Consider the following 20,071-nt stretch of genomic DNA (forward strand, 5'->3'; position numbering starts at 1 on the left):
GAGTATGCGTCTGAGTAAAGCCTTTCAGCCGACGCTGAAGGAAGTTCCGGCGGAGGCGCAAATTGCGTCTCACCGCCTGATGCTACGTGCAGGTCTGGTTCGCCAGACCTCCTCGGGTATTTATGCCTGGTTGCCAGCGGGTCTGCGTGTTCTTCGGAACATCGAGCAGATCATCCGCGAAGAGCAGGATGCAATCGGGGCTCAGGAAGTCCTGATGCCGACGCTTCAGTCTGCTGATCTGTGGCGTCGTTCAGGGCGTTATGACGCTTATGGTCCGGAGATGCTCCGCATTCAGGACCGTCATGGTCGTGAGCTGCTTTACGGACCGACGAACGAGGAAATGATCACGGATATCTTCGGATCGTCCGTGAGTTCCTATAAGCAGCTTCCCAAGGCGCTGTATCATATTCAGTGGAAGTTCCGTGATGAGGTGCGTCCCCGTTTCGGTGTGATGCGCGGTCGTGAGTTCCTCATGAAGGACGCCTATTCCTTCGATGCGGATTATCAGGGCGCGGTTAACAGCTATCGTCGCATGATGCTGTCCTATCTGCGGATTTTCCAGCGTCTTGGCGTTCGCGCTGTGCCAATGGTTGCAGATACGGGGCCGATCGGTGGTGATCTCAGCCATGAGTTCCTGGTTCTCGCACCAACTGGTGAAAGCGGCGTATTCTTTGACGCTGCTCTTGAAGAGCAGGATTGGCTGGGCCGTCCGGTTGATTGTGATAACGAGGAAGATCTCGCCGCATTCTTCTCTTCCGTGACGGATCACTATGCCGCAACTGATGAGAAGCACGACGAGGCTGCCTGGGCGGAAGTGCCGGATGACCGGAAGCGGGAAGGGCGTGGCATCGAAGTCGGCCACATCTTCTACTTCGGCACCAAGTACACGGAATCCATGGGTATCGAAGTCAGCGGTGCCGACGGGACGAAATTCTCGCCTCACATGGGGTCTTACGGTGTCGGTGTCTCCCGTCTGGTCGGTGCAATCATTGAGGCATCGCACGATGACGCTGGCATTATCTGGCCGGATTCCGTTGCGCCGTACAAAGCTGCGATCCTCAACCTGCGTCCGGGTGATGAAGCCTGTGACGCGATCTGCGAAGATATCTACGGGGCTGATCCAGAGAATTTCATGTACGATGATCGCTCCGAGCGCGCGGGCGTGAAGTTTAACGATGCTGATCTGATGGGTCATCCCTGGCAGATCATTGTCGGTCCTCGTGGTGCCAAGGAAGGCAAGGTTGAACTGAAGCGCCGTGCAGATGGTGAGCGGTTCGAGCTGCCGGTGGCTGAAGCGCTGGCCAAGATCGGAGCAGCCTGATGTTTGGCCGCTTCGAGCGTATGGTGGCGGGGCGCTATCTGCGTGCCCGCCGTGGCGAACGCTTCGCCTCGATCATTGCAGTTTTCTCATTGGTCGGAATTGCGCTCGGAGTGGCCACGCTCATCATCGTCATGTCGGTGATGAACGGGTTTAAGGCCGATCTCATGGGGCGTATCCTTGGCCTTCACGGTGATCTCACTGTGTTTGGCTACGGTCGCCCTATTGAAGCCTATCAGAACGACGTCGAGGCTATCCGCTCTGTTTCTGGAGTGAAATCTGTCATTCCCATGGCGCAGGGGACTGTGCTCGTGGAAGCCGGACGATACTCGACGGGTGCAGAGGTTCAGGGTGTCGCCCAGCAGGATCTTCGTGATTGGCGTGCTCTAAGTAACGGGATTATTGCCGGTTCGATTGATCGTTTTACCGGCGACGATGCTGTTGCCATCGGGACGACCATGGCCGATCGCGCTGGTCTGACGGTCGGTTCTCCGATCACCCTGTTGTCTCCGGACGGCCAGGCCACACCGTTTGGCACGATGCCGCGCGTGAAGACGTACCATGTGGCCGCCATCTTCGATGCCAACTGGAACGATTACAACTCGAACATCGTTTTGGTGCCGCTCCCTGCCGCACAGAAGTTTCTGATGCTCGGGAGCGCCGTCTCCCTGATCCAGGTCTCAACCAACGACCCTTCGAACATTCAGCCCACACGTCAGGCCATCGCGCAACGCCTTGATGACCCGCGTCTTCGGGTTCTGGACTGGACGCAGAGCGCGAACGGCTTCCTTGATGCTGTGACGGTTGAGCAGAACGTCATGTTCCTCATTCTGACGCTCATTATTCTGGTGGCTGCTTTCAACGTTATCTCGTCCTTGATCATGATGGTGAAGGACAAGACACGTGATATCGCGGTTTTACGAACGCTTGGTGCGAGCCGTGGCGCAATCATGCGGATATTCCTCATGAATGGTGCTTTTGTCGGGATTGTCGGGACGGCTGCTGGTTCTGCCCTTGGTATTGCGTTCGCCCTGAATATCGAACGTATCCGGCAGTGGCTCCAGTCTCTTACCGGAACCAACCTGTTCAACCCGGAAGTTTACTTTCTCGAGCGTCTTCCGGCGAAGCTGGTCTGGTCGCAGGTTGGAGAAGTGATTGCCATGTCTCTGGTGCTTTCTCTTCTCGCAACGCTGTATCCATCCTGGAGAGCAGCGCGAACTGATCCAATTGAGGCGTTGCGTCATGAGTGAGGCACAGGTGCCAGCATTAAAGCTGGAGAATCTGACGCGTCGTTTTCGGTCAGGCGAAGAAACGCTCGAAATTCTATCGAATGCCGAGTTTACGCTTTACCCCGGTGAAATTGTCGCCCTTGTGGCGCCGAGCGGGACCGGAAAATCTACGCTCTTGCATCTCGCCGGGCTGTTGGAAGCTCCCACCGAAGGTACAGTTTATATCAGTGGCAACGCCGTAAGTGGACTGAGTGATAGCGTTCGCACTGCTGTCCGACGTGATCAAATCGGGTTTGTGTATCAGTTTCACCATTTGTTAGGTGAGTTCACGGCACGCGAGAATGTCATGTTGCCCCAGTTGGTTGCGGGTGTGTCCGCAAAGGTGGCGAAGGCGCGTGCCGAAGATCTATTGGGACGTTTTGGATTGTCTCATCGCCTGAATTCTCTGCCCGGCCGCCTGTCTGGCGGTGAGCAGCAGCGGACTGCTATTGCGCGGGCCTTAGCCAACAGGCCAAAACTTCTCCTTGCGGATGAGCCAACCGGTAATCTGGATGTTGGGACGTCTGATCACGTTTTTGATGAGCTATTGCGTGCCGTTCGTGAGGAAGGCGTTGCAGCACTGATTGCAACGCATAATCAGGAACTTGCGGCCCGTATGGACCGGACGGTGACGTTACGGGATGGGAAGCTCGTACCGTTTTGAGTTGAGGTGACCGGCAAGAAGAGCGCTGTATCTGCTCGCCGGTCCTGATAGAATAGAGGCATGCCTCATGCCGATTTTGTCCATCTCCGTAATCACTCAGCTTACTCCCTGAGCCAGGGCGCCATTCGCATTCCAGATCTGGTTAGTCTGGCTGTGAAGAACGGTATGCCTGCCGTTGCATTGACGGACAGTGGCAACCTATTTGGTGCTCTGGAATTTTCTCTTTACTGCCGAAGCAGCGGTGTACAGCCAATTGTGGGCTGCCAGCTCTCACTTCCATCGCGCAGCACCAAGCCCGGAGCTCCTTCTGAGCCGCTGGTGGTGCTGGCCCGGAACGAGACGGGACTGGCCAATCTCCAGATCCTGTCCTCTGAGGGCTTTCTGAATGGCGATCCGGCTGATCCAACAATCGCTGTGGATGTGCTGTGTCAGCATGCCGACGGGTTGTTTCTTCTGACTGGCGGCAATCGTGGGCCGATCAATCGGTTGATTTATGACGAGCAGAAAGGTGAGGCAGAAGAACTGCTGCGTCGTCTGGCAGACGCTTTTCCAGGTAATATTGCGGTGGAACTCAATCGCTTCGGCGCGGCGGGTGAACGCGAAATCGAAAGCGTTCTGATCCCACTCGCGGACAAGCTTGATATTCCCCTTGTCGCTACCAATGAGTGCTTCTTCCCGACGCCGCAGATGCACGAAGCCCATGATGCGCTTATCTGTATTGCCCAAGGGCGGACGATGGCCGAAGCCGATCGTTGGCACGTTTCCCCGCAGGCCTGGTTCAAGACGCCGGCTGAGATGCGTGAGATCTTCAAGGATTTGCCGGAAGCTTGTGATAACACGCTGATCATTGCGCAGAAATGTGCCGTCGCTGCGTGTACGCGAAAGCCACTTCTTCCGATTTGCCCGAAGGTTCGTGAGGGTTCAACGGAAGAAGAAACGCTTCGTGCTATGGCATGGGAAGGGCTGGAAAAGCGCCTTGAAGCGATCAGTGCGGACGAAGACAAAAGAAAAATCTACTCAGATCGGCTGCAGACTGAACTCGACATCATCGCGAAGATGGGTTTCCCCGGTTACTTCCTGATCGTTGCCGACTTCATTCAGTGGGCAAAAGCGCATGATATTCCCGTAGGGCCTGGGCGTGGATCGGGTGCAGGCTCACTGGTGGCGTATGCACTGACCATCACTGATATTGATCCGCTACCCTTCGGCTTGCTGTTCGAGCGCTTCCTGAACCCGGAACGTGTCTCGATGCCTGACTTTGATATCGACTTCTGTCAGGACCGGCGAGACGAAGTTATCCGCTATGTTCGTGAGGAATACGGTGGAAGCCGTGTCGCTCAGATCATTACCTTCGGTAAGCTTCAGGCCAAAGCTGCCGTCCGGGACGTTGGTCGTGTACTTGGTTTGCCTTACGGCATGGTTAACCGGGTTGCGGAATTGATCCCAAATAACCCTGCCAAACCAGTGACACTGGCGCAGGCGATTGAGGGCGAACCGCGCCTGCAGGAGATGCGAGACAGCGATGAAGCTTTGAAGCGGCTTCTGGAAATTGCTCTTCAGCTTGAAGGTCTCTATCGGCACGCCTCAACACATGCCGCAGGCGTCGTGATTGGCGACCGAGAACTGGTCGAACTGGTGCCGCTTTATCGAGATCCGAAGAGCGACATGCTGGTCACCCAGTACAACATGAAGTTTGTTGAGCAGGCCGGACTGGTCAAGTTCGACTTCCTTGGTCTGACGACATTAACAATTCTGAAGCGTGGTCTGGATTTCCTTAAAGAACAAGGAATTATAGTCGATCTCTCACGTATCCCGTTAGACGATAAAAAGACTTTTGAAATGCTCGCGAAGGGAGACACGGCTGGTGTCTTCCAGTTTGAAGGCGCGGGCATGCGCGATATGCTCAAACAGATGGCCGCCAGCCGTCTGGAAGATCTGATTGCCGGTGTGTCGTTGTATCGACCGGGGCCGATGGCCAACATTCCGGACTATTGTCGGCGCAAACATGGCGAGGCATGGGAGCCGCCTCACGAAGAAATTCGGGATATTCTGGAAGAGACCTATGGGATCATGGTCTACCAGGAACAGGTCATGCAGATCGCTCAGAAAATGGCGGGATACAGCCTCGGTGGTGCTGACCTTCTGAGACGCGCCATGGGCAAGAAGATTGCGTCTGAAATGGAGAAGCAACGCGAGATCTTCACTGACGGCGCTACGGCCCGAGGAATTCCAAAAGATAAAGCCGTAGAAGTCTTTGATCTTATGGCTCGTTTTGCGGACTACGGCTTTAACAAGTCACATGCCGCTGCCTATGCTCTGGTTTCATATCAAACGGCCTGGATGAAGGCGAACCATCCAGTCGCATTCCTTGCTGGCTGTATGTCTCTGGCACGGGAAAAGACGGATAAACTCGCTGCGCTTTATCAGGAAGCAAAGCGTATGAACATCTCGGTGCTTCCCGTTGATATCAATCGCTCAATGGCGGATTTCTCCATTGAGACACTGGAGGACGGGCGTCAGGGCATTCGTTATGCGCTTTCAGCGATCAAGCGCGTCGGGACTGCCGCCATGGAGGCGGTGGTGGCAGTTCGCGGGGACCGTCCTTTCAAGGATCTGACAGATTTTGCAGAGCGATGTGACCCTAAAAGCATTAACAAAATCCAGATAGAAAATCTCGCAAAATCAGGAGCTTTTGATAGTCTTCTTAAAGACCGCCACACCGTATTCGCGAGTGCGGACATCCTCATCCGCCGGGCGCAGGCGAGAGCGCAGGAACAGCAGGTTGGTCAGACGGGTCTGTTTGGCGGGAGCGGACAGGAGCGGGAAATTCTCCGTCTGAATGAGGGGCGCCCTTGGCCGGATTTCGAACGTCTCTCGCTGGAAGCGTCTGCTATTGGTTTCCATATGAGCGCCCATCCTCTAGATGCATACCGCACGGTCCTTAGACGCTTGGGGGTCACGCCGTCGAACGCACTGGAAAATGCTGCAAAAACAGGAAGTACCCGCGTCAAGATCGCGGGATGCGTTGTGGATAAGAAAGAGCGTCCTACCCGAACTGGCAAGAAAATGGCGTGGGTCAATCTCTCAGATAGTGGTGGTGGCTGTGAAGTCACGCTCTTCGCTGAGACATTGATGTCCTGCCGAGATCTCTTGGTCGCAGGGCAAGCTATTCTTGTGCAGGCTGAACTCAAACTGGACGGGGACGCTCTGCGGATTACGGCCCAGAGCGTCATGGATCTGGAGGTCGCGGCTGCTGCTGAGCGGTCTGAAATGCGTGTGTGGCTTCGCCAGTCATCCGCTTTGCCCAGTCTTTCCGAAATGCTTGAAGAAATGCGTGGCGGACATGGGCGTGTCGTACTGCTTCCATCTCTGGAAGAGACGCAGGATGTGGAAATCCTTCTGCCCGGGACATATCGCGTGACGCCTCGGTTGGCGGAGCGGATGCGCACCATTCGTGGCGTAGAGAAGGCTGAACAACGATAAACCAGAGAAAATTCTTGCAATAAGGGCGCGTATCAGCCATATCGCGCTCGTCCGTTTTCTTCCCTTCAAGGAGGTTGGCGGACAATCCGCACGCATGACCATGAGGTTTTCTGGTGTTCCGCAAGGGACGTCGTCATGCGGAGGTCTAACCAGATGCTAGGAATTTGAATCATGGCAATGCCAGAATTCACCATGCGCCAGCTCCTTGAAGCCGGCGTTCACTTCGGTCACCACACCCGCCGTTGGAACCCTGCAATGGCGCCGTACCTGTTTGGTATTCGCAATCAGGTCCACATTATCGATCTGCAGCAGACCGTTCCCCTGCTGGACCGCGCCCTGAAGCTGGTCCGCGAGACGGTTGCAAACGGTGGTCGCGTTCTTTTCGTTGGAACGAAGCGCGCTGCTGCTGAGCATGTTGCTGAAGCTGCCCAGCGTTGCGGCCAGTACTACGTAAACCACCGCTGGCTCGGCGGCATGCTGACGAACTGGAAGACCATCACGGGCTCCATCAAGCGTCTGCGCCAGATCGACGACATGCTGTCCGGTGACACGGCTGGTCTGACGAAGAAGGAAGTTCTCGACATCACGCGTGACCGTGAGAAGCTCGAGCGCTCCCTCGGCGGTATCAAGGAAATGGGCGGCCTGCCTGACCTGATTTTCGTGATCGACACGAACAAGGAAAAGCTGGCTGTTGAAGAAGCCAACAAGCTCGGCATTCCGGTCATCGGCATTCTGGACAGCAACTCCAACCCGGCCGGTGTCACGTACCCGATCCCGGGCAACGACGACGCTATCCGCGCCATCACCCTGTACTGTGACCTGATTTCTGGCGCAGTTCTGGACGGTATTTCTGCTGAGCTGGCTGCTTCCGGCCACGATATCGGCGCTGAAGAAGAGCTTCCGGCTGAGACCGCAGTTCTTGAAGCTGCCGTCGCCGAAGGTGAGCAGGCTCCAGCCGCTAACTGAGACAGCGTGCCGTGTTCTCTCTGATGGCACGGCAACTGAAAAACATGCATGCGGTCGGGCGTTTACGCTCGGCCGCATGATCTTTTCGAGGGATAAGAGAACATGGCAGAGATCACCGCAGCCCTGGTTCGCGAGCTACGCGAAAGCACCGGCGCAGGCATGATGGATTGCAAGAAGGCTCTGACTGAAGCCTCTGGCGACATGGAAGCCGCCATCGACTGGCTGCGCACGAAGGGCCTGTCCCAGGCTGCCAAGAAGTCTGGCCGTACCACGGCAGAAGGTCTGGTTGGCGTTGTTTCCGGCCCGAACCGCGCCGCTATGGTCGAAGTCAATGCCGAGACGGACTTTGTTGGCCGTAACGAAGCATTCCAGGCTTTCGTTGAGCAGGTTGCTCAGGTTGCTCTGGAAGTTGGTGATGACTTGGAAACCATCAAGGCTTCCAAGGTTCCGTCTGGCCGTACGGTTGCTGACGAACTGACGCACCTGATCGCCACGATCGGTGAAAACATGTCCATTCGTCGCGCCAAGGTTCTGTCCGTAGAGACCGGCGTTGTCGCAAGCTACGTGCACAGTGCACTGCGTCCGGGCATTGGCAAGATCGGCGTTCTGGCTGCTCTTGAAGCACCGTCCGAGAGCGAAGCTATTCTGACGCTCGGCCGCCAGATTGGTATGCACGTTGCTGCAACCCGTCCGGCTGCTCTGGACGTTGCAAGCGTTGATCCGGAATCTCTGGAGCGTGAGCGCGCTGTTCTGATCGAGCAGGCTCGTGAGTCCGGCAAGCCGGAAGCCATCATCGAAAAGATGGTCGAAGGTCGTGTCCGCAAGTTCTACGAAGAAGTTGTGCTTCTTGAGCAGGTCTGGGTACTGGACGGCGAAAGCCGCGTGTCCAAGGTCGTTGAGAAGGCTGGTGCGAAGCTGATTGGTTTCGAGCGCTTCCAGCTTGGCGAAGGCATCGAAAAGGAAGAAAACGACTTCGCTGCTGAAGTGGCTGCTGCTGCTGGCACGAAGTAAGATCTTTCTTTTTCCGGCTGATGGGCTTGCCTGTTCAGTTGGATACGAGAGACTGGAAACTCCCGCATGGTCATCGTGCGGGAGTTTTTCTGTTTTGAGGGGCTGTGGGGCTGCTTTGCAATGATGGAATGGGAGGCCGCTGCGCTTGTTCTCTCCGTTCGACCCTACGGCGAAGGCAGCGCACTTGTTCACTTATTGAGCGAAGAGCACGGTGTTTCGCATGGAATGGTCCGTGGTGGTGGTTCACGGAAACAGGCCCCGCTGTGGCAAACCGGTAATCTTGTTATGGCCAGATGGCGCGCCCGGTTGTCTGATCAGCTTGGAGGTGTGACTGCCGAGCCTGTGCAAAGTGTTGGAGCCAGATTGCTGGACTTGCCGTTGCAACTGGCGATGGTCAGCAGTGCGTGTGCCCTCGCTGACGGGGCGCTCCCACAGGGTGAGCCTCATCCTGAGCTTTTCATGCGCTTGATCCGCCTGCTGACATTGATTGCTGTTGCTCCGGAGCCGCCCCCCATGGCGGCCTATATTCGCTGGGAACGTGAACTGCTCGGTGGCCTTGGGTACGGTCTGGATCTTTCGACCTGTGCAGTTACTGGAGCCACTGAAGATCTGAATTTTGTCTCTCCACGATCTGGCCGGGCTGTCAGCGTTGCGGGAGCAGGAGAATGGCGGGACCGTCTATTGCCGCTTCCGGCCTTCCTGCGACATGACGAAGAAGAAGGCCTGCCTGACGAATGGTTACAGGGAATGACACTGACAGGTCATTTCCTGTCACGCTGGGTCTTTGGCGTCCGGCATCAACCGTTGCCTGCCGCCCATGAAAGGCTTTTCGAGCGTGTCCGTAGGTTGACGGAGCCAGACGATTTGCAGAATGATGAGGTCAGTATTGCACCTGAACCGGACCTGGGCGAAGACCACTGACGACATCCGGGTCTGCACTCCAGTTCCAGACGGACCAGTCCCATCCCGGATGCTGATTAATTTCTGCGGTCATACGTTGTTCTTCATTCGCAGAGACATGGTGGCCGGACTGGTAAGCGTGGTAAGCTGACATATTGCCCATATAGACGCACCCGCAGGCTGTCGGATCCGCATAGAGCAGGACCGGAATATTGCCTTGCATGCGGTACGTCATGGTGTTGGCAGGAAGCAGGTTCATCATTTGCCAGCGGGCTGTTGTATCGGCTGGATGGGCGACAAAGCCGCTGCGAGCCAGTGTATCTTCCTCATGGAGGATGGGCCGGTAGGGTGAACAGGCCGAAAGAAGAACGAGGGCGACGCTGGACAGAAGCGGGCGCCAGTGTCTAATTCCTGCGGAGAAAAGGGGAAGTGCATGGGCGTTGATCTGGCGGGTCATATTGAGGATACCAAGCTCGCGGAGGCTTTGAGCGAGCGATATATTGCGTATGCGATGTCGACGATCATGTCGCGGTCCCTTCCGGATGTGCGTGATGGTCTCAAGCCGGTGCACCGGCGCCTCCTCTATGCGATGCAGCAGCTACGCCTTGATCCCACATCAGGGTTTAAAAAGTGTGCACGTGTCGTCGGTGACGTGATCGGTAAGTTTCATCCGCATGGTGATGCGTCCGTTTACGAAGCGCTGGTGCGTCTGGCGCAGGATTTTGCCGTCCGTTATCCGTTGGTGGAGGGGCAGGGTAACTTTGGTTCCATCGACGGTGATGGCGCGGCTGCCATGCGATATACGGAAAGCCGCCTGACAGAGATTGCCCAGACGCTGCTGGATGGCATCAACGATGATGCTGTCGATTTCCGGCCGACCTACGACAACGAAGATCACGAACCGATCGTGCTGCCTGGGACGTTCCCGAACCTCTTGGCCAATGGCTCCGCGGGTATTGCGGTGGGCATGGCGACAAGCATTCCGCCTCACAATGCTGGTGAAATCTGCCGAGCTGCAAAGCTGCTGATTGAGAAGCCTGAAGCAACGGTTGCGGAACTCGTCGATTACATTCCAGGCCCTGACTTCCCGACGGGCGGCATTCTGGTGGAAGATCGGGATTCGATTATCCGGTCTTACGAAACTGGGCGAGGCAGTTTCCGGACACGGGCGCGCTGGGAAGTTGAACAGGGACGTTTTGGTACGTGGTGCATTGTCGTCACTGAAATTCCCTATCAGGTGCAGAAATCCCGGCTGATCGAACAGATTGCCGAGTTGATGGAGCAGCGTAAGCTGCCCTTGCTCGGAGATGTCCGGGATGAAAGCACCATGGAAATTCGTCTGGTGCTGGAGCCCAAGACCAAGGGATGTGATCCTGAGGTCCTGATGGAGACGATGTTCCGCAACACGGCACTTGAAAGCCGGTTCAGTTTGAACATGAATGTTCTGGGCGGGGATCGTGTACCGGGTGTTCTGTCGATCAAGCAGGTCATTCAGGCTTGGCTCGCACATGTGCATGAAGTGCTGGTTCGACGTTCCAACCATCGTCTTGCGGCGGTCCTGCGCCGACTGGAAATTCTTGACGGCTTTCTCGCGGTCTATCTGAATCTTGATGAGGTCATCCGCATCATTAGAGAAGAAGATGAGCCCAAGGTCTGCCTTATGAAGACCTTTACTTTGACGGATATTCAGGCGGAAGCCGTGCTGAATATGCGCCTGCGTTCTTTGCGGCGCCTGGAAGAGATGGAAATCCGTAAAGAACGTGATGCACTGGCGGATGAGCGGAAATCTCTTGAAACCCTTCTGGGTTCTGAAAAGCGGCGCTGGACACGGATCGGCAAAGATCTGGACGCCACGATCAAGAAATTCGGCAGTGGCCCACTAGGTGATCGCCGGACAACAATTGCTGAACCGCCCAAAGCCATCGATATTTCAGCGGCTCTGGAGGTTGATCGTGAGCCTCTGACAATTCTGCTGTCCAGCGAAGGCTGGATACGGGCCATGAAAGGCCATGGATTGGACCCGGAAGGCCATCGCTTCAAGGAAGGTGATTCGCCGGGACTGATGGCGGAATGTCAGAGCACAGACCGGGTCTGCCTGATCGCCAGCGGAGGAAAGGCGTTCACACTCAAAGCTGCGGATCTGCCCCGTGGACGTGGTTTTGGTCAGCCGGTGCGGACGCTGATGGACATTGCGCAGGAAGAGCGCATCGTTGCCATGTTCCCTGTGACGGAGGATGGCAAGCGCCTGATCGCCTCCGAAACTGGGCGTGGCATGATTGTGTCTGAAGCTGGGATTGTTGCCGAGAAGCGGACCGGCAAGCAGGTTTTTAACGTCAAGGATGGGGAAAGCGTTTTTGCCTGTATTCCGGCAGTTGGAACGCATGTTCTGGCGGTCGGGCATAACAAGCGCGTTCTTATTTTCCCAATGGAACAGGTTCCTGAGATGACGCGTGGGTCAGGCGTGTCTCTTCAGAAGCTGGGCGAGAGCACATTGCGGGATCTCAGGGCCTTTACGCTTGAGGAAGGCCTTCTGTGGCAGCCCGGGCAGCGTGTACGACCTGCTGCTGATCTGGCCCCGCTTGAAGGACGGCGCGGTGCAGTTGGGCGTGCCGCTCCGCAATGGATCCTGCGCAAACCAAGCTGATGTCAGACCGGTGCGGCCAACGTTTCCCAGTGACCACCCTGGAAGATCTCAGCCGGACGGAAGGTGGCCTTGTAAGCCATTTTCCGGCTGCCGGGGACGTAATAGCCTAGATAGAGATGAAGGCTTCCGCGCCGCTTGGTCAGATTGATCAGCGTCAGGATTGAATAGGTTCCCCAGGAGGCCGTCGGGCTGGATGTATCGTAGAACGTATAAACTGCGGACAGGCCGTCAGACATAATATCCACGAGGCTGACGCAGACGAGTTGGCCTTCAGGGGTTCGAAATTCCACGACAACCGTTTCCACCGGGGTGTTGGAAATCAGTTCGACGTAATCCTGCCAGGACATGTGGGCCATGTCGCCGTCCGTGTGCCGACTTTCCTGGTAGGCATGGAACAGGGCAAACTGCTCCTGCGTTGGCACCGGCGGTATGATGACAGCATTGGTATTTTCGTGATGCTTCCAGACGCGCTTCTGGGCACGCGAAGGCGTGAAGAGTCCTACAGGAAGGCGCAGGGGCTTGCAGGCCCGGCAGTCGATGCAGACAGGTGCGTAGGCGATTGTATGGCTGCGCCGGAAGCCAGCCTGGGACAGACGGTCATGCAATGCCGAAGCATTCGGGCCGGAAAGATCAGTCAGAACCTTGCGCTCCATGCGATCGGGCAGGTACGGGCATGGTGCTGGCTCGGTTGTATAGAAGAGCTGTGGGCGGTGTTGCACAGGGCCGCTCCTCCAATGGAAAACCAGATGCGTTCTTCAGCCTAACCCAGACAGGACGCTGGCGCATCCATCATCTTTGCGGGAAGAGTATAGCCTCGGCCTGATTGGGAGTTTTATGAGGCACTGGACCATTCTGGATTGTGTTCTGACGTTTTTTCGCTGGGCGCTTCCCATCTGCGTGACGCTCCATGCGCTGCGGCATAAACGGAATACGTCTGCCTGTGCCGGGTGGATTGGCGTGTGCTGGGTCGGACCGTTTGTCGGGACAGCGCTTTATCTGATGTTCGGCATCAACCGGGTGCATCGCCGGGCCCGGAAGATGATCGATCATCATTCCTGGGAAGGACGGGAGCTGCTCGCCAAATACCGGCAGGTGATGGACGGACATCTGGCGCCATTGGCGAAGATGCTCGGGCGACTGACAGAGCGGCCGCTGATGGGGGGGAACTCTGTCAAAGTGTTGCATGATGGGGATAACGCCTATCCCGTCATGATCGAAGCCATCAATCAGGCGCAGACGTCGATCGTGCTGTGCTCTTACATCTTCCGGGCCGACAGGATCGGAGAAATGTTCGCGGAAGCTCTGGTCGAAGCACACAGACGGGGCGTCGAAGTTCGTGTTTTGGTCGATGGAATCGGGAGTGGGTATTTCAGGTGTGCGATTGAACGCCGCCTGCGACGGGATGGCGTGAAGTGTTCGCGGTTCATGCATTCTGTGTGGCCATGGCGCATGCCGTTCATCAACCTCCGCAATCACCGTAAAATTCTGGTGGTGGATGGTCGTCTTGGTTTCATGGGTGGCCTGAATATTGGTGAGGAGAACATGCTTCGTCTCCGCACCAAACTGCCGGTTGCGGACACGCATTTCCAGTTGCGCGGGCCGATTGTGCATCAGCTTTCCGTAGCATTCGCCTGGGATTGGTCTTTTACAACCGGGGAAGAGCTTCGTGGGGAGCCGTATCTGCCTGAGCCGGTTCCGGTTGGTGATGTACCCATGCGGATTGTTACGTCTGGGCCAGATGCAGATCTGGAGAAGATTGAGTACGGAATGCTTCAGGCTATCACGTTGGCAAAGACGCATGTTCGCCTCATGACGCCATACTTTCTGCCAGACGATCGATTTTCAGCCGCATTGAATCTGGCCGCTCTGCGGGGCGTAGTGATTGACGTCGTGGTGCCCAAAAGCAGCAATCATGCCATTATTGATTATGCACGCGACGCCAATCTGAGGCCGTTTCTGGATGCCGGGTGCCGCATATGGATGGCCGATCCGCCCTTCAACCATTCCAAGCTCATGGTTGTGGACGATGAATGGAGCTTTGTTGGAAGCACTAATCTGGACGTACGTTCTCTGCGGTTGAATTTCGAAATCAATCTGGAGATTTACGACACGGGCGTTGCGCGCGACCTGTCTGCGTTCATGGATAGTCACCGGAAAAACCGCCTGACCCACCACGATATTGATCGGACGCCTTATCTGATCCAGGTCCGCAACTCAGCGCTCAGACTTTTTCTTCCTTACCTGTAACCGTCAGGGATTGAGGCGCAGCGTCACCGAGATGGGTCGGTGATCAGAGCCAAAGCGTGGCAGGGCCTTCGCCTCAAGGCGGTTCACCCCACGTACGAGGCATCGGTCCAGTCGCAAAGGAAGGCGATCCAGCATGCGGTGTGTTTTTTCACGAGGGCCAACATCGTGAAAGCCGGGCAGGAGCACGGGGCCAACAAGATTGAAGTCCCCCATGATGACGGCACGCCGGTGCATGTTGGCTGTCAGACTGCGTAATTGCCTGCGGTTCAGGATCTGACCGTGCGACAGATGGACGTTGGCGAGAGAGAAATTTCCAAAGTCGAGGATCTGCGCCGTACGCTTGACCACCAGGCCACGCGGTAGATGGCAGAAGGACGGAGGCTGCGTGAAAGGCAGACGGCTCCAGCACGCTGTGCCGTGTGGGCGTCCGGGAAGAGGGATACGATCATAATAGCCTCCCAGGATTTCTGGCAGGACATCGACGGGCTCCTGAGCTTCCTGCATCAGGACGACGTCTGGATTTTCCGCACGAATGACTGTCAGGATGTCTTCGAGCGATGCGCCATCCCAGCGCAGAAGGTTCCAGCTCAGAACGCGAAACGGTGAGCCAGACGTAAGGGATGCCGTCACTTGGGAGACTCCGAAATATAGAGAGGGCCTGATTGGGGCATGTGTGGGCCAGCAGCGAACTCACTTGTCAGGGTGTAGCCGATGGCCAGAAGAACAGGTCCTAGAAAAATTCCCAGTCCGCCGAAGGCTACGACGCCACCTAGAACTCCCAGAACGGTCAGGAGATAGGGTAGTTGTGCACCTCGTGAAATGAAAATCGGACGGATCAGATGGTCGGCGCCTGAAATGACGATAACGCCATAAGCCGCCAGAAAGAGACCGTGTCCGACGTGATGGGTCATGGCCAGCCAGATGGCCGCTGGAATCCAGATCAACGGGGCGCCAATGGGAAAGACAGCCACGAAAGCTGCGATACCTGCCAAGAGAACGGGCGATGGGACACCTGCGATCATAAGGCCAATCCCGGTCAGGACGCCTTGAATGATGGCCGTGCCGAGCACGCCATACACAGTACCACGAATGGTCCGACCAATGACATTGATGAGCCGTGGTGTAGCGCGTGGGCCAGCAATGCGAGCGATGAGGGCCGTAATGGTCATGCCAAGGGCGTCGCCGTTCAACCAGAGGAAGAATGCGACGAACAGCGCCATGACCAGCTCAACGAGACCGCTGGCTAGCTTTACAAGAACGGCAAGCGTGAAATGAGCGATCTGCCCGAAGTAAGGACGCAACATCTCCGTGGCGGCACCGACGTCATGCGTCAGATGATACCAACCTTCGACCAGGTGTGGGCCAGCCATAGGGATGCGCCCCATCCATGCTGGGGGTGGGCCAGCTGAGGCGGCTTTGAGAAGCAGCGTGTCCAGGCTGGCGATGGTTGCTGGAATATCGCTGATTCCGGCAGATGTCAGAACGGACAAAGGCACGATAATGGTCACGGCGCTGAGCATCATCATAGTGAGTGCAGCGAGAGCCGGACGAATATGGCGTCGCAGCCACCGATAGATGGGCCAACTCGCAAAAGTCAGGATTGCCGCCCAGAGGATAGCCGAAAGGAATGGCCAGAGGATGATTCCACATCCATAGGCAATTCCGACAAGGACGAAGCCAAGAATGATCCGTTCGGTCTTCATGCAATGGTTTTCCGGACGGTCAGGGGCTTCAAGGCTGGGACCTGCATGTTCATGACTGGACACTGTGCCACGCTCTGGCGTTCTGCGCATCCCTCGACCTATGGTGGATCCATGACGAACTCCCCCCTTATCACCGCAAAAGACCTCCTTTCTGTTGGGACGGCATATGTTCCGCTCGACGCCAGTGTTCTTCTGCCCGGTCAGAAGGGCGATCTGGACGCAGCTTTTCGTGAACGACGCCTGCCAAATGCGCGCCGATTCGACATTGATGTTTTTGCCGATCCAGACAGTCCGCTCCCACATACGGTGCCGGGTGCAGCCCGGTTCTCCCGTCTCATGGGTGAACTGGGGCTGAGTGAAGAGACACCTCTTGTCTTCTATGACGGCAAAGGAAGCGTTGGAGCCTGCCGGGGGTGGTGGTTGGCCCGTCTTTTCGGGCATCAAAATGTGAAGGTTCTGGATGGCGGACTGGCAGCGTGGGAAATCGCGGGCGGCGCATTGGAACACGCTGTCCCTGTGCCGATACAGCCAGTGTCCTACAGGACGCGTCCACAATACCGGTTACTGGCTGGAAGCGCCGATATTCTGAACGCTGACGCGCACACTGTCGTGCTGGATGCGCGAAGCCATGCCCGTTTCACGGCGTCCGTGCCAGAACCTCGCCTTGGTGTCCGAGGAGGTCATATGCCGGGAGCTCTCAGCCTCGACTGGACGCAGCTTGTGAATGAGGCCGGTTATTTTCTGCCCGTTGAGTCTTTGCAAGATCTGTTTGCTCCAGTCGCTGGGCGGCGGGTGATTACCAGTTGCGGGTCGGGTTTGACGGCGGCAACGCTCCTGGCTGGTCTGGCAATCGCTGGGCTGCCAGATGGCGCGTTATATGATGGGTCATGGGCTGAATGGGGCAGCGATCCACAAGCACCAATCGTGACGGGAGAAGAATAAGACATGAGCGACCTTGAAACGAAGGTGAGTGCTGGCTGGAACCGTCTGGCGTCAACGCTGGTGCAGGGTGGCCGGGCCGACGTCAGGGAGAGCGGCACGCTTGTGAACCTTCCTGTCACACGGGGATCGACAGTACTTTTCCCAAGCCTTGAAGCCATGAACCGGATGGATGGTCGAAGCCATTCGCATAAGGCCGTGTATGGCGCCATGGGGACGCCCGTTCAGCATGAGCTGGAAAAGCTCCTGTCGCTCATTGAGGGGGGAACGCATACGCAGGTCGTCAACTCTGGCCTGAGTGCCTGCACGACGCCGCTTCTGGCGTTTCTGGGGCAGGGCGATCATCTTCTGCTTCCCGATTCGGTTTATGGTCCGACGCGTCGTTTCGCAGATACGATGCTCAAGCGGATGGGCATCAGCACAACCTATTATGCTCCCATGGCGACACGCGCAGAGATTGAGGCGCTGATCCGAGCCGAGACCCGGGTTATTCTGGCGGAGAGTCCGGGAAGCCATACATTCGAGGTGCAGGATGTGCCGATGCTGGCAGATGTCGCTCATCAGGCGGAAGCACTGCTGTTTTTAGATAATACCTGGGGCATTGGCGTGTTTCAGCCGTTTGAGCATGGCGTGGACGTGTCCATTCAGGCTCTGACGAAATATCCCGGCGGCCATTCGGACGTCATTATCGGGGCCATTACGGTTAATGATGAAACACACTGGAAAACCCTACGGGATGCGTCCATCCAGTTAGGTCAGTGCGCAAGCCCGGATGACTGCTGGCTCACCTTGCGTGGCCTGCGAACCATGGGAGTGCGCCTCACGCATCAGTCGCGTTCGGCTCTCGAGATTGCACAGTGGCTAAAGACGCGCCCCGAAGTTGCCCGGGTTCTGCACCCCGCTCTGCAAGACTGCCCCGGGCATGAATTCTGGAAGCGCGATTTTACGGGGGCTTGCGGTCTGTTCGGTGTTGAACTGCAACCAGATATCAGTGTCGAAGCTGCGGAACGCATGATTGATGGTCTGAGCATGTTTGGGATCGGCGCCTCATGGGGCGGTTACGAGAGCCTTGTTTTGCCGACCACAGGCCATATTCGGCGTGTGACCGAAGCTGGGGCTCCAAAGGCCGCGACGTTCCGTCTGCATATCGGTCTTGAGAGTGTAGATGATCTCAAGGCGGATCTGGCACGGGGCTTGGACGGTTTGCGGCAGGTCGATCAGTAATGCCACGCAAGGAATGGGTGATCTGGTGGGTCATGGTCTGCGGGTATGTTTTGATGACTGCGACCCTGCTTTATGGCGTCTGGCTATTTGGAACGGCGTTTTTCCTGAGGATTAATTTCTGGATCACGCTGTTTATCATGGCCGCAATGATCCCATCTTTTCTGGATCTGAAGCGTCGCAAGAACGGATCAACGTCGCCGAAACCCTAGCGCTTCTGCCACATGGTGGCGCTGGATCTGCTGCGTTCCTTCCAGATCAGCAATTGTTCGGGAGACGCGCATCAGGCGTGTCAGGCCGCGATTTGAAAGGCGCAGTTTTTCGGCAGCCTGTTCAGCCAGGGACCTCGCATCATCGTCCATGACAAACAGGTCTGGCGAGGCCTGAGCATTGCGCACGTTCTGACGGGTAATCTGTCGATCGCGTGCTTTTTCAACACGGGCACGGACGGTTGCACTGTCTTCACCCCGAGGCGAACGACTGATCTCGATGGGCGAGAGAGGGTCAATCTGCACGCAGAGATCCATGCGATCCATCATCGGACCTGAGATCTTTGCGCTGTAATCTTCTCCGCATCGAGGGGCCTTGCGACAACTCCGGTCAGGGTCTCCCAGATATCCGCAGCGGCAGGGATTCATGGCCGCGATGAACTGAAAACGGGCCGGGTAGGTTGTGTGCTGGGCAGCGCGGGCGATCGAAATTGATCCCGTCTCGATAGGTTGTCGAAGTGACTCCAGACATGACCGCGAGAATTCGGGCAATTCATCCAAGAAAAGCACACCATTATGGGCAAGGCTGACTTCGCCGGGCCGTGCTTTGGCCCCGCCCCCGACCATCGCAGGCAAACTGGCACTGTGATGAGGCGCACGATACGGCGGCCGGATTGTCAGGCGACCATCTTTCAAGAGCCCTGACACACTGTGGATCCGGCTTGTTTCCAGCATTTCCTCAGCCGTGAGGTCCGGTAAAATACCGGGTAGTCTGCAGGCCAGCATGGATTTCCCTGCACCCGGTGGTCCGCTCATGAGAACGGAATGTCCGCCAGCGGCAGCAATTTCCAGTGCTCGACGCCCAAGAGCCATGCCCTTTACGTCAGCGAGGTCAGGGCCATAATCCGGGGTGTATCCTTCTGCCGCGGGAACAGGCGTTAAAACCTGTTCGCCACGGACATGAGACACAACGCCGAGCAGGGTGTCTGGCGCCAGAATGTCTTGGTCTGGATTGCCCCAGCGAGCCTCTCTTCCCTGCAGCGCCGGGCAGATCAGCCCTAGAGACTGAGCCCCTGCACCGAGTGCCGCGGACAAAACGCCATTGACCGGGTTGATCCGTCCATCCAGCGAAAGCTCCCCAACGGCCGCATAGGCAGAGACAGCCTCGAACGGTAGAATGCCCATGGCGACCAAAAGTCCAAGCGCGATGGGAAGGTCAAAATGTGCACCTTCCTTGGCGAGGTCTGCGGGGACGAGATTGACCAGAATACGTTTGGGAGGAAGGGCCAGGCCCATGGCTGTCAGGGCAGCACGGACACGCTCGCGTGCTTCGCCGACTGATTTGTCCGCCATGCCGACCAGCAGAAACGCTGGAAGCCCTGTTGAAACCTGAACTTCAACCGTAACCGGAACAGCTTCGATGCCAGCAAAGGCAAAGCTTTGGATACGGGCAAGGGTAGGAGTGTTCTGGCCAGATGTCGTCATGGAACGAGATCTT

At 56.7% G+C, this 20,071-nt stretch carries 17 protein-coding genes; 12 read left to right on the forward strand and 5 right to left on the reverse strand.

Annotation, left to right across the window (positions count from 1 at the left end):
- The first annotated feature begins 4 nt into the window (after positions 1-4).
- From proS to recO, 7 genes are all read left to right on the forward strand, one after another.
- On the forward strand, positions 5-1,321 hold the full coding sequence (gene proS, locus JN414_RS07405; protein WP_202207342.1) for a proline--tRNA ligase: 1,317 nt from the start codon (positions 5-7) through the stop codon (positions 1,319-1,321).
- Positions 1,321-2,568: a lipoprotein-releasing ABC transporter permease subunit gene (locus JN414_RS07410; protein WP_202207343.1), complete on the forward strand. Its 1,248-nt coding sequence runs from the start codon at positions 1,321-1,323 to the stop codon at positions 2,566-2,568. Before proS ends, JN414_RS07410 begins: the two co-directional genes overlap by 1 nt.
- On the forward strand, positions 2,561-3,250 hold the full coding sequence (locus JN414_RS07415; protein WP_202207344.1) for an ABC transporter ATP-binding protein: 690 nt from the start codon (positions 2,561-2,563) through the stop codon (positions 3,248-3,250). The genes JN414_RS07410 and JN414_RS07415 overlap by 8 nt, the downstream gene beginning before the upstream one ends.
- Before the next feature lie 60 nt (positions 3,251-3,310).
- Positions 3,311-6,733: a DNA polymerase III subunit alpha gene (dnaE, locus tag JN414_RS07420; protein WP_202207345.1), complete on the forward strand. Its 3,423-nt coding sequence runs from the start codon at positions 3,311-3,313 to the stop codon at positions 6,731-6,733.
- Between the two features lie 171 nt (positions 6,734-6,904).
- Positions 6,905-7,699 (forward strand): 30S ribosomal protein S2, encoded by a 795-nt coding sequence (gene rpsB, locus JN414_RS07425; protein WP_046901435.1) that lies wholly within the window; start codon positions 6,905-6,907, stop codon positions 7,697-7,699.
- Between the two features lie 102 nt (positions 7,700-7,801).
- Positions 7,802-8,710, forward strand: coding sequence for a translation elongation factor Ts (gene tsf, locus JN414_RS07430; protein WP_046901436.1), 909 nt, complete (start codon positions 7,802-7,804; stop codon positions 8,708-8,710).
- A gap of 123 nt (positions 8,711-8,833) precedes the next feature.
- Positions 8,834-9,631 carry a DNA repair protein RecO gene (recO, locus tag JN414_RS07435; RefSeq protein WP_202207600.1) on the forward strand — a complete coding sequence of 266 codons (798 nt, stop codon included), beginning with the start codon at positions 8,834-8,836 and terminating at the stop codon, positions 9,629-9,631.
- Here recO and JN414_RS07440 read toward each other — a convergent pair.
- Positions 9,591-10,067, reverse strand: a complete 477-nt coding sequence (locus JN414_RS07440) for a hypothetical protein (protein WP_202207346.1) — start codon at positions 10,065-10,067, stop codon at positions 9,591-9,593. The genes recO and JN414_RS07440 overlap by 41 nt on opposite strands.
- Between JN414_RS07440 and parC the strand changes: the two genes are divergently transcribed.
- Entirely contained in the window at positions 10,044-12,254 is a 2,211-nt protein-coding gene (gene parC, locus JN414_RS07445; protein ID WP_202207347.1) for a DNA topoisomerase IV subunit A, read from the forward strand. The genes JN414_RS07440 and parC overlap by 24 nt on opposite strands.
- 2 nt (positions 12,255-12,256) lie before the next feature.
- On the opposite strand, the gene JN414_RS07450 is transcribed toward parC, so the two are convergent.
- On the reverse strand, positions 12,257-12,973 hold the full coding sequence (locus tag JN414_RS07450) for an arginyltransferase (RefSeq protein ID WP_099212259.1): 717 nt from the start codon (positions 12,971-12,973) through the stop codon (positions 12,257-12,259).
- A gap of 115 nt (positions 12,974-13,088) precedes the next feature.
- On the opposite strand from JN414_RS07450, the gene cls reads away from it, so the two are divergent.
- Entirely contained in the window at positions 13,089-14,501 is a 1,413-nt protein-coding gene (cls, locus tag JN414_RS07455) for a cardiolipin synthase (protein WP_202207348.1), read from the forward strand.
- A 3-nt stretch (positions 14,502-14,504) separates the two neighbouring features.
- Here cls and JN414_RS07460 read toward each other — a convergent pair whose 3' ends face one another.
- Both JN414_RS07460 and JN414_RS07465 read right to left on the reverse strand, forming a co-directional pair.
- A complete protein-coding gene (locus JN414_RS07460; protein ID WP_202207349.1) occupies positions 14,505-15,131 on the reverse strand; it encodes an endonuclease/exonuclease/phosphatase family protein in 627 nt (208 codons plus the stop codon).
- Positions 15,128-16,204, reverse strand: coding sequence for an AI-2E family transporter (locus tag JN414_RS07465; RefSeq protein ID WP_202207350.1), 1,077 nt, complete (start codon positions 16,202-16,204; stop codon positions 15,128-15,130). Before JN414_RS07465 ends, JN414_RS07460 begins: the two co-directional genes overlap by 4 nt.
- A gap of 111 nt (positions 16,205-16,315) precedes the next feature.
- On the opposite strand from JN414_RS07465, the gene JN414_RS07470 reads away from it, so the two are divergent.
- The 3 genes from JN414_RS07470 to JN414_RS07480 are packed head-to-tail and all read left to right on the forward strand — an operon-like array spanning position 16,316 to position 18,576.
- Positions 16,316-17,146, forward strand: coding sequence for a sulfurtransferase (locus JN414_RS07470; RefSeq protein WP_202207601.1), 831 nt, complete (start codon positions 16,316-16,318; stop codon positions 17,144-17,146).
- A 3-nt stretch (positions 17,147-17,149) separates the two neighbouring features.
- The gene (gene metC / locus JN414_RS07475; RefSeq protein WP_202207351.1) at positions 17,150-18,367 is read left to right on the forward strand and encodes a cystathionine beta-lyase; all 1,218 of its coding nucleotides are present in this window, start codon (positions 17,150-17,152) and stop codon (positions 18,365-18,367) included.
- Complete coding sequence (locus JN414_RS07480; RefSeq protein ID WP_202207352.1) at positions 18,367-18,576, forward strand: hypothetical protein; 210 nt, start codon at positions 18,367-18,369, stop codon at positions 18,574-18,576. Before metC ends, JN414_RS07480 begins: the two co-directional genes overlap by 1 nt.
- On the opposite strand, the gene JN414_RS07485 is transcribed toward JN414_RS07480, so the two are convergent.
- On the reverse strand, positions 18,556-20,058 hold the full coding sequence (locus JN414_RS07485) for a YifB family Mg chelatase-like AAA ATPase (RefSeq protein ID WP_202207353.1): 1,503 nt from the start codon (positions 20,056-20,058) through the stop codon (positions 18,556-18,558). The genes JN414_RS07480 and JN414_RS07485 overlap by 21 nt on opposite strands.
- Positions 20,059-20,071: the final 13 nt, after the last annotated feature.

The organism is Gluconobacter sp. Gdi, assembly GCF_014132155.1.
Taxonomy (GTDB): Bacteria; Pseudomonadota; Alphaproteobacteria; order Acetobacterales; family Acetobacteraceae; genus Gluconobacter.

Bases quoted from the DNA above. Each gene is read 5' to 3' on its own strand.
- tsf (WP_046901436.1), top strand. From the start codon at position 7,802: ATGGCAGAGATCACCGCAGCCCTGGTTCGCGAGCTACGCGAAAGCACC.
- JN414_RS07480 (WP_202207352.1), top strand. From the start codon at position 18,367: ATGCCACGCAAGGAATGGGTGATCTGGTGGGTCATGGTCTGCGGGTAT.
- dnaE (WP_202207345.1), top strand. From the start codon at position 3,311: ATGCCTCATGCCGATTTTGTCCATCTCCGTAATCACTCAGCTTACTCC.
- cls (WP_202207348.1), top strand. From the start codon at position 13,089: ATGAGGCACTGGACCATTCTGGATTGTGTTCTGACGTTTTTTCGCTGG.
- parC (WP_202207347.1), top strand. From the start codon at position 10,044: ATGGGCGTTGATCTGGCGGGTCATATTGAGGATACCAAGCTCGCGGAG.
- proS (WP_202207342.1), top strand. From the start codon at position 5: ATGCGTCTGAGTAAAGCCTTTCAGCCGACGCTGAAGGAAGTTCCGGCG.
- recO (WP_202207600.1), top strand. From the start codon at position 8,834: ATGGAATGGGAGGCCGCTGCGCTTGTTCTCTCCGTTCGACCCTACGGC.
- JN414_RS07410 (WP_202207343.1), top strand. From the start codon at position 1,321: ATGTTTGGCCGCTTCGAGCGTATGGTGGCGGGGCGCTATCTGCGTGCC.
- rpsB (WP_046901435.1), top strand. From the start codon at position 6,905: ATGGCAATGCCAGAATTCACCATGCGCCAGCTCCTTGAAGCCGGCGTT.
- JN414_RS07485 (WP_202207353.1), bottom strand. From the start codon at position 20,058: ATGACGACATCTGGCCAGAACACTCCTACCCTTGCCCGTATCCAAAGC.
- JN414_RS07440 (WP_202207346.1), bottom strand. From the start codon at position 10,067: ATGACCCGCCAGATCAACGCCCATGCACTTCCCCTTTTCTCCGCAGGA.
- metC (WP_202207351.1), top strand. From the start codon at position 17,150: ATGAGCGACCTTGAAACGAAGGTGAGTGCTGGCTGGAACCGTCTGGCG.
- JN414_RS07465 (WP_202207350.1), bottom strand. From the start codon at position 16,204: ATGAAGACCGAACGGATCATTCTTGGCTTCGTCCTTGTCGGAATTGCC.
- JN414_RS07415 (WP_202207344.1), top strand. From the start codon at position 2,561: ATGAGTGAGGCACAGGTGCCAGCATTAAAGCTGGAGAATCTGACGCGT.
- JN414_RS07470 (WP_202207601.1), top strand. From the start codon at position 16,316: ATGACGAACTCCCCCCTTATCACCGCAAAAGACCTCCTTTCTGTTGGG.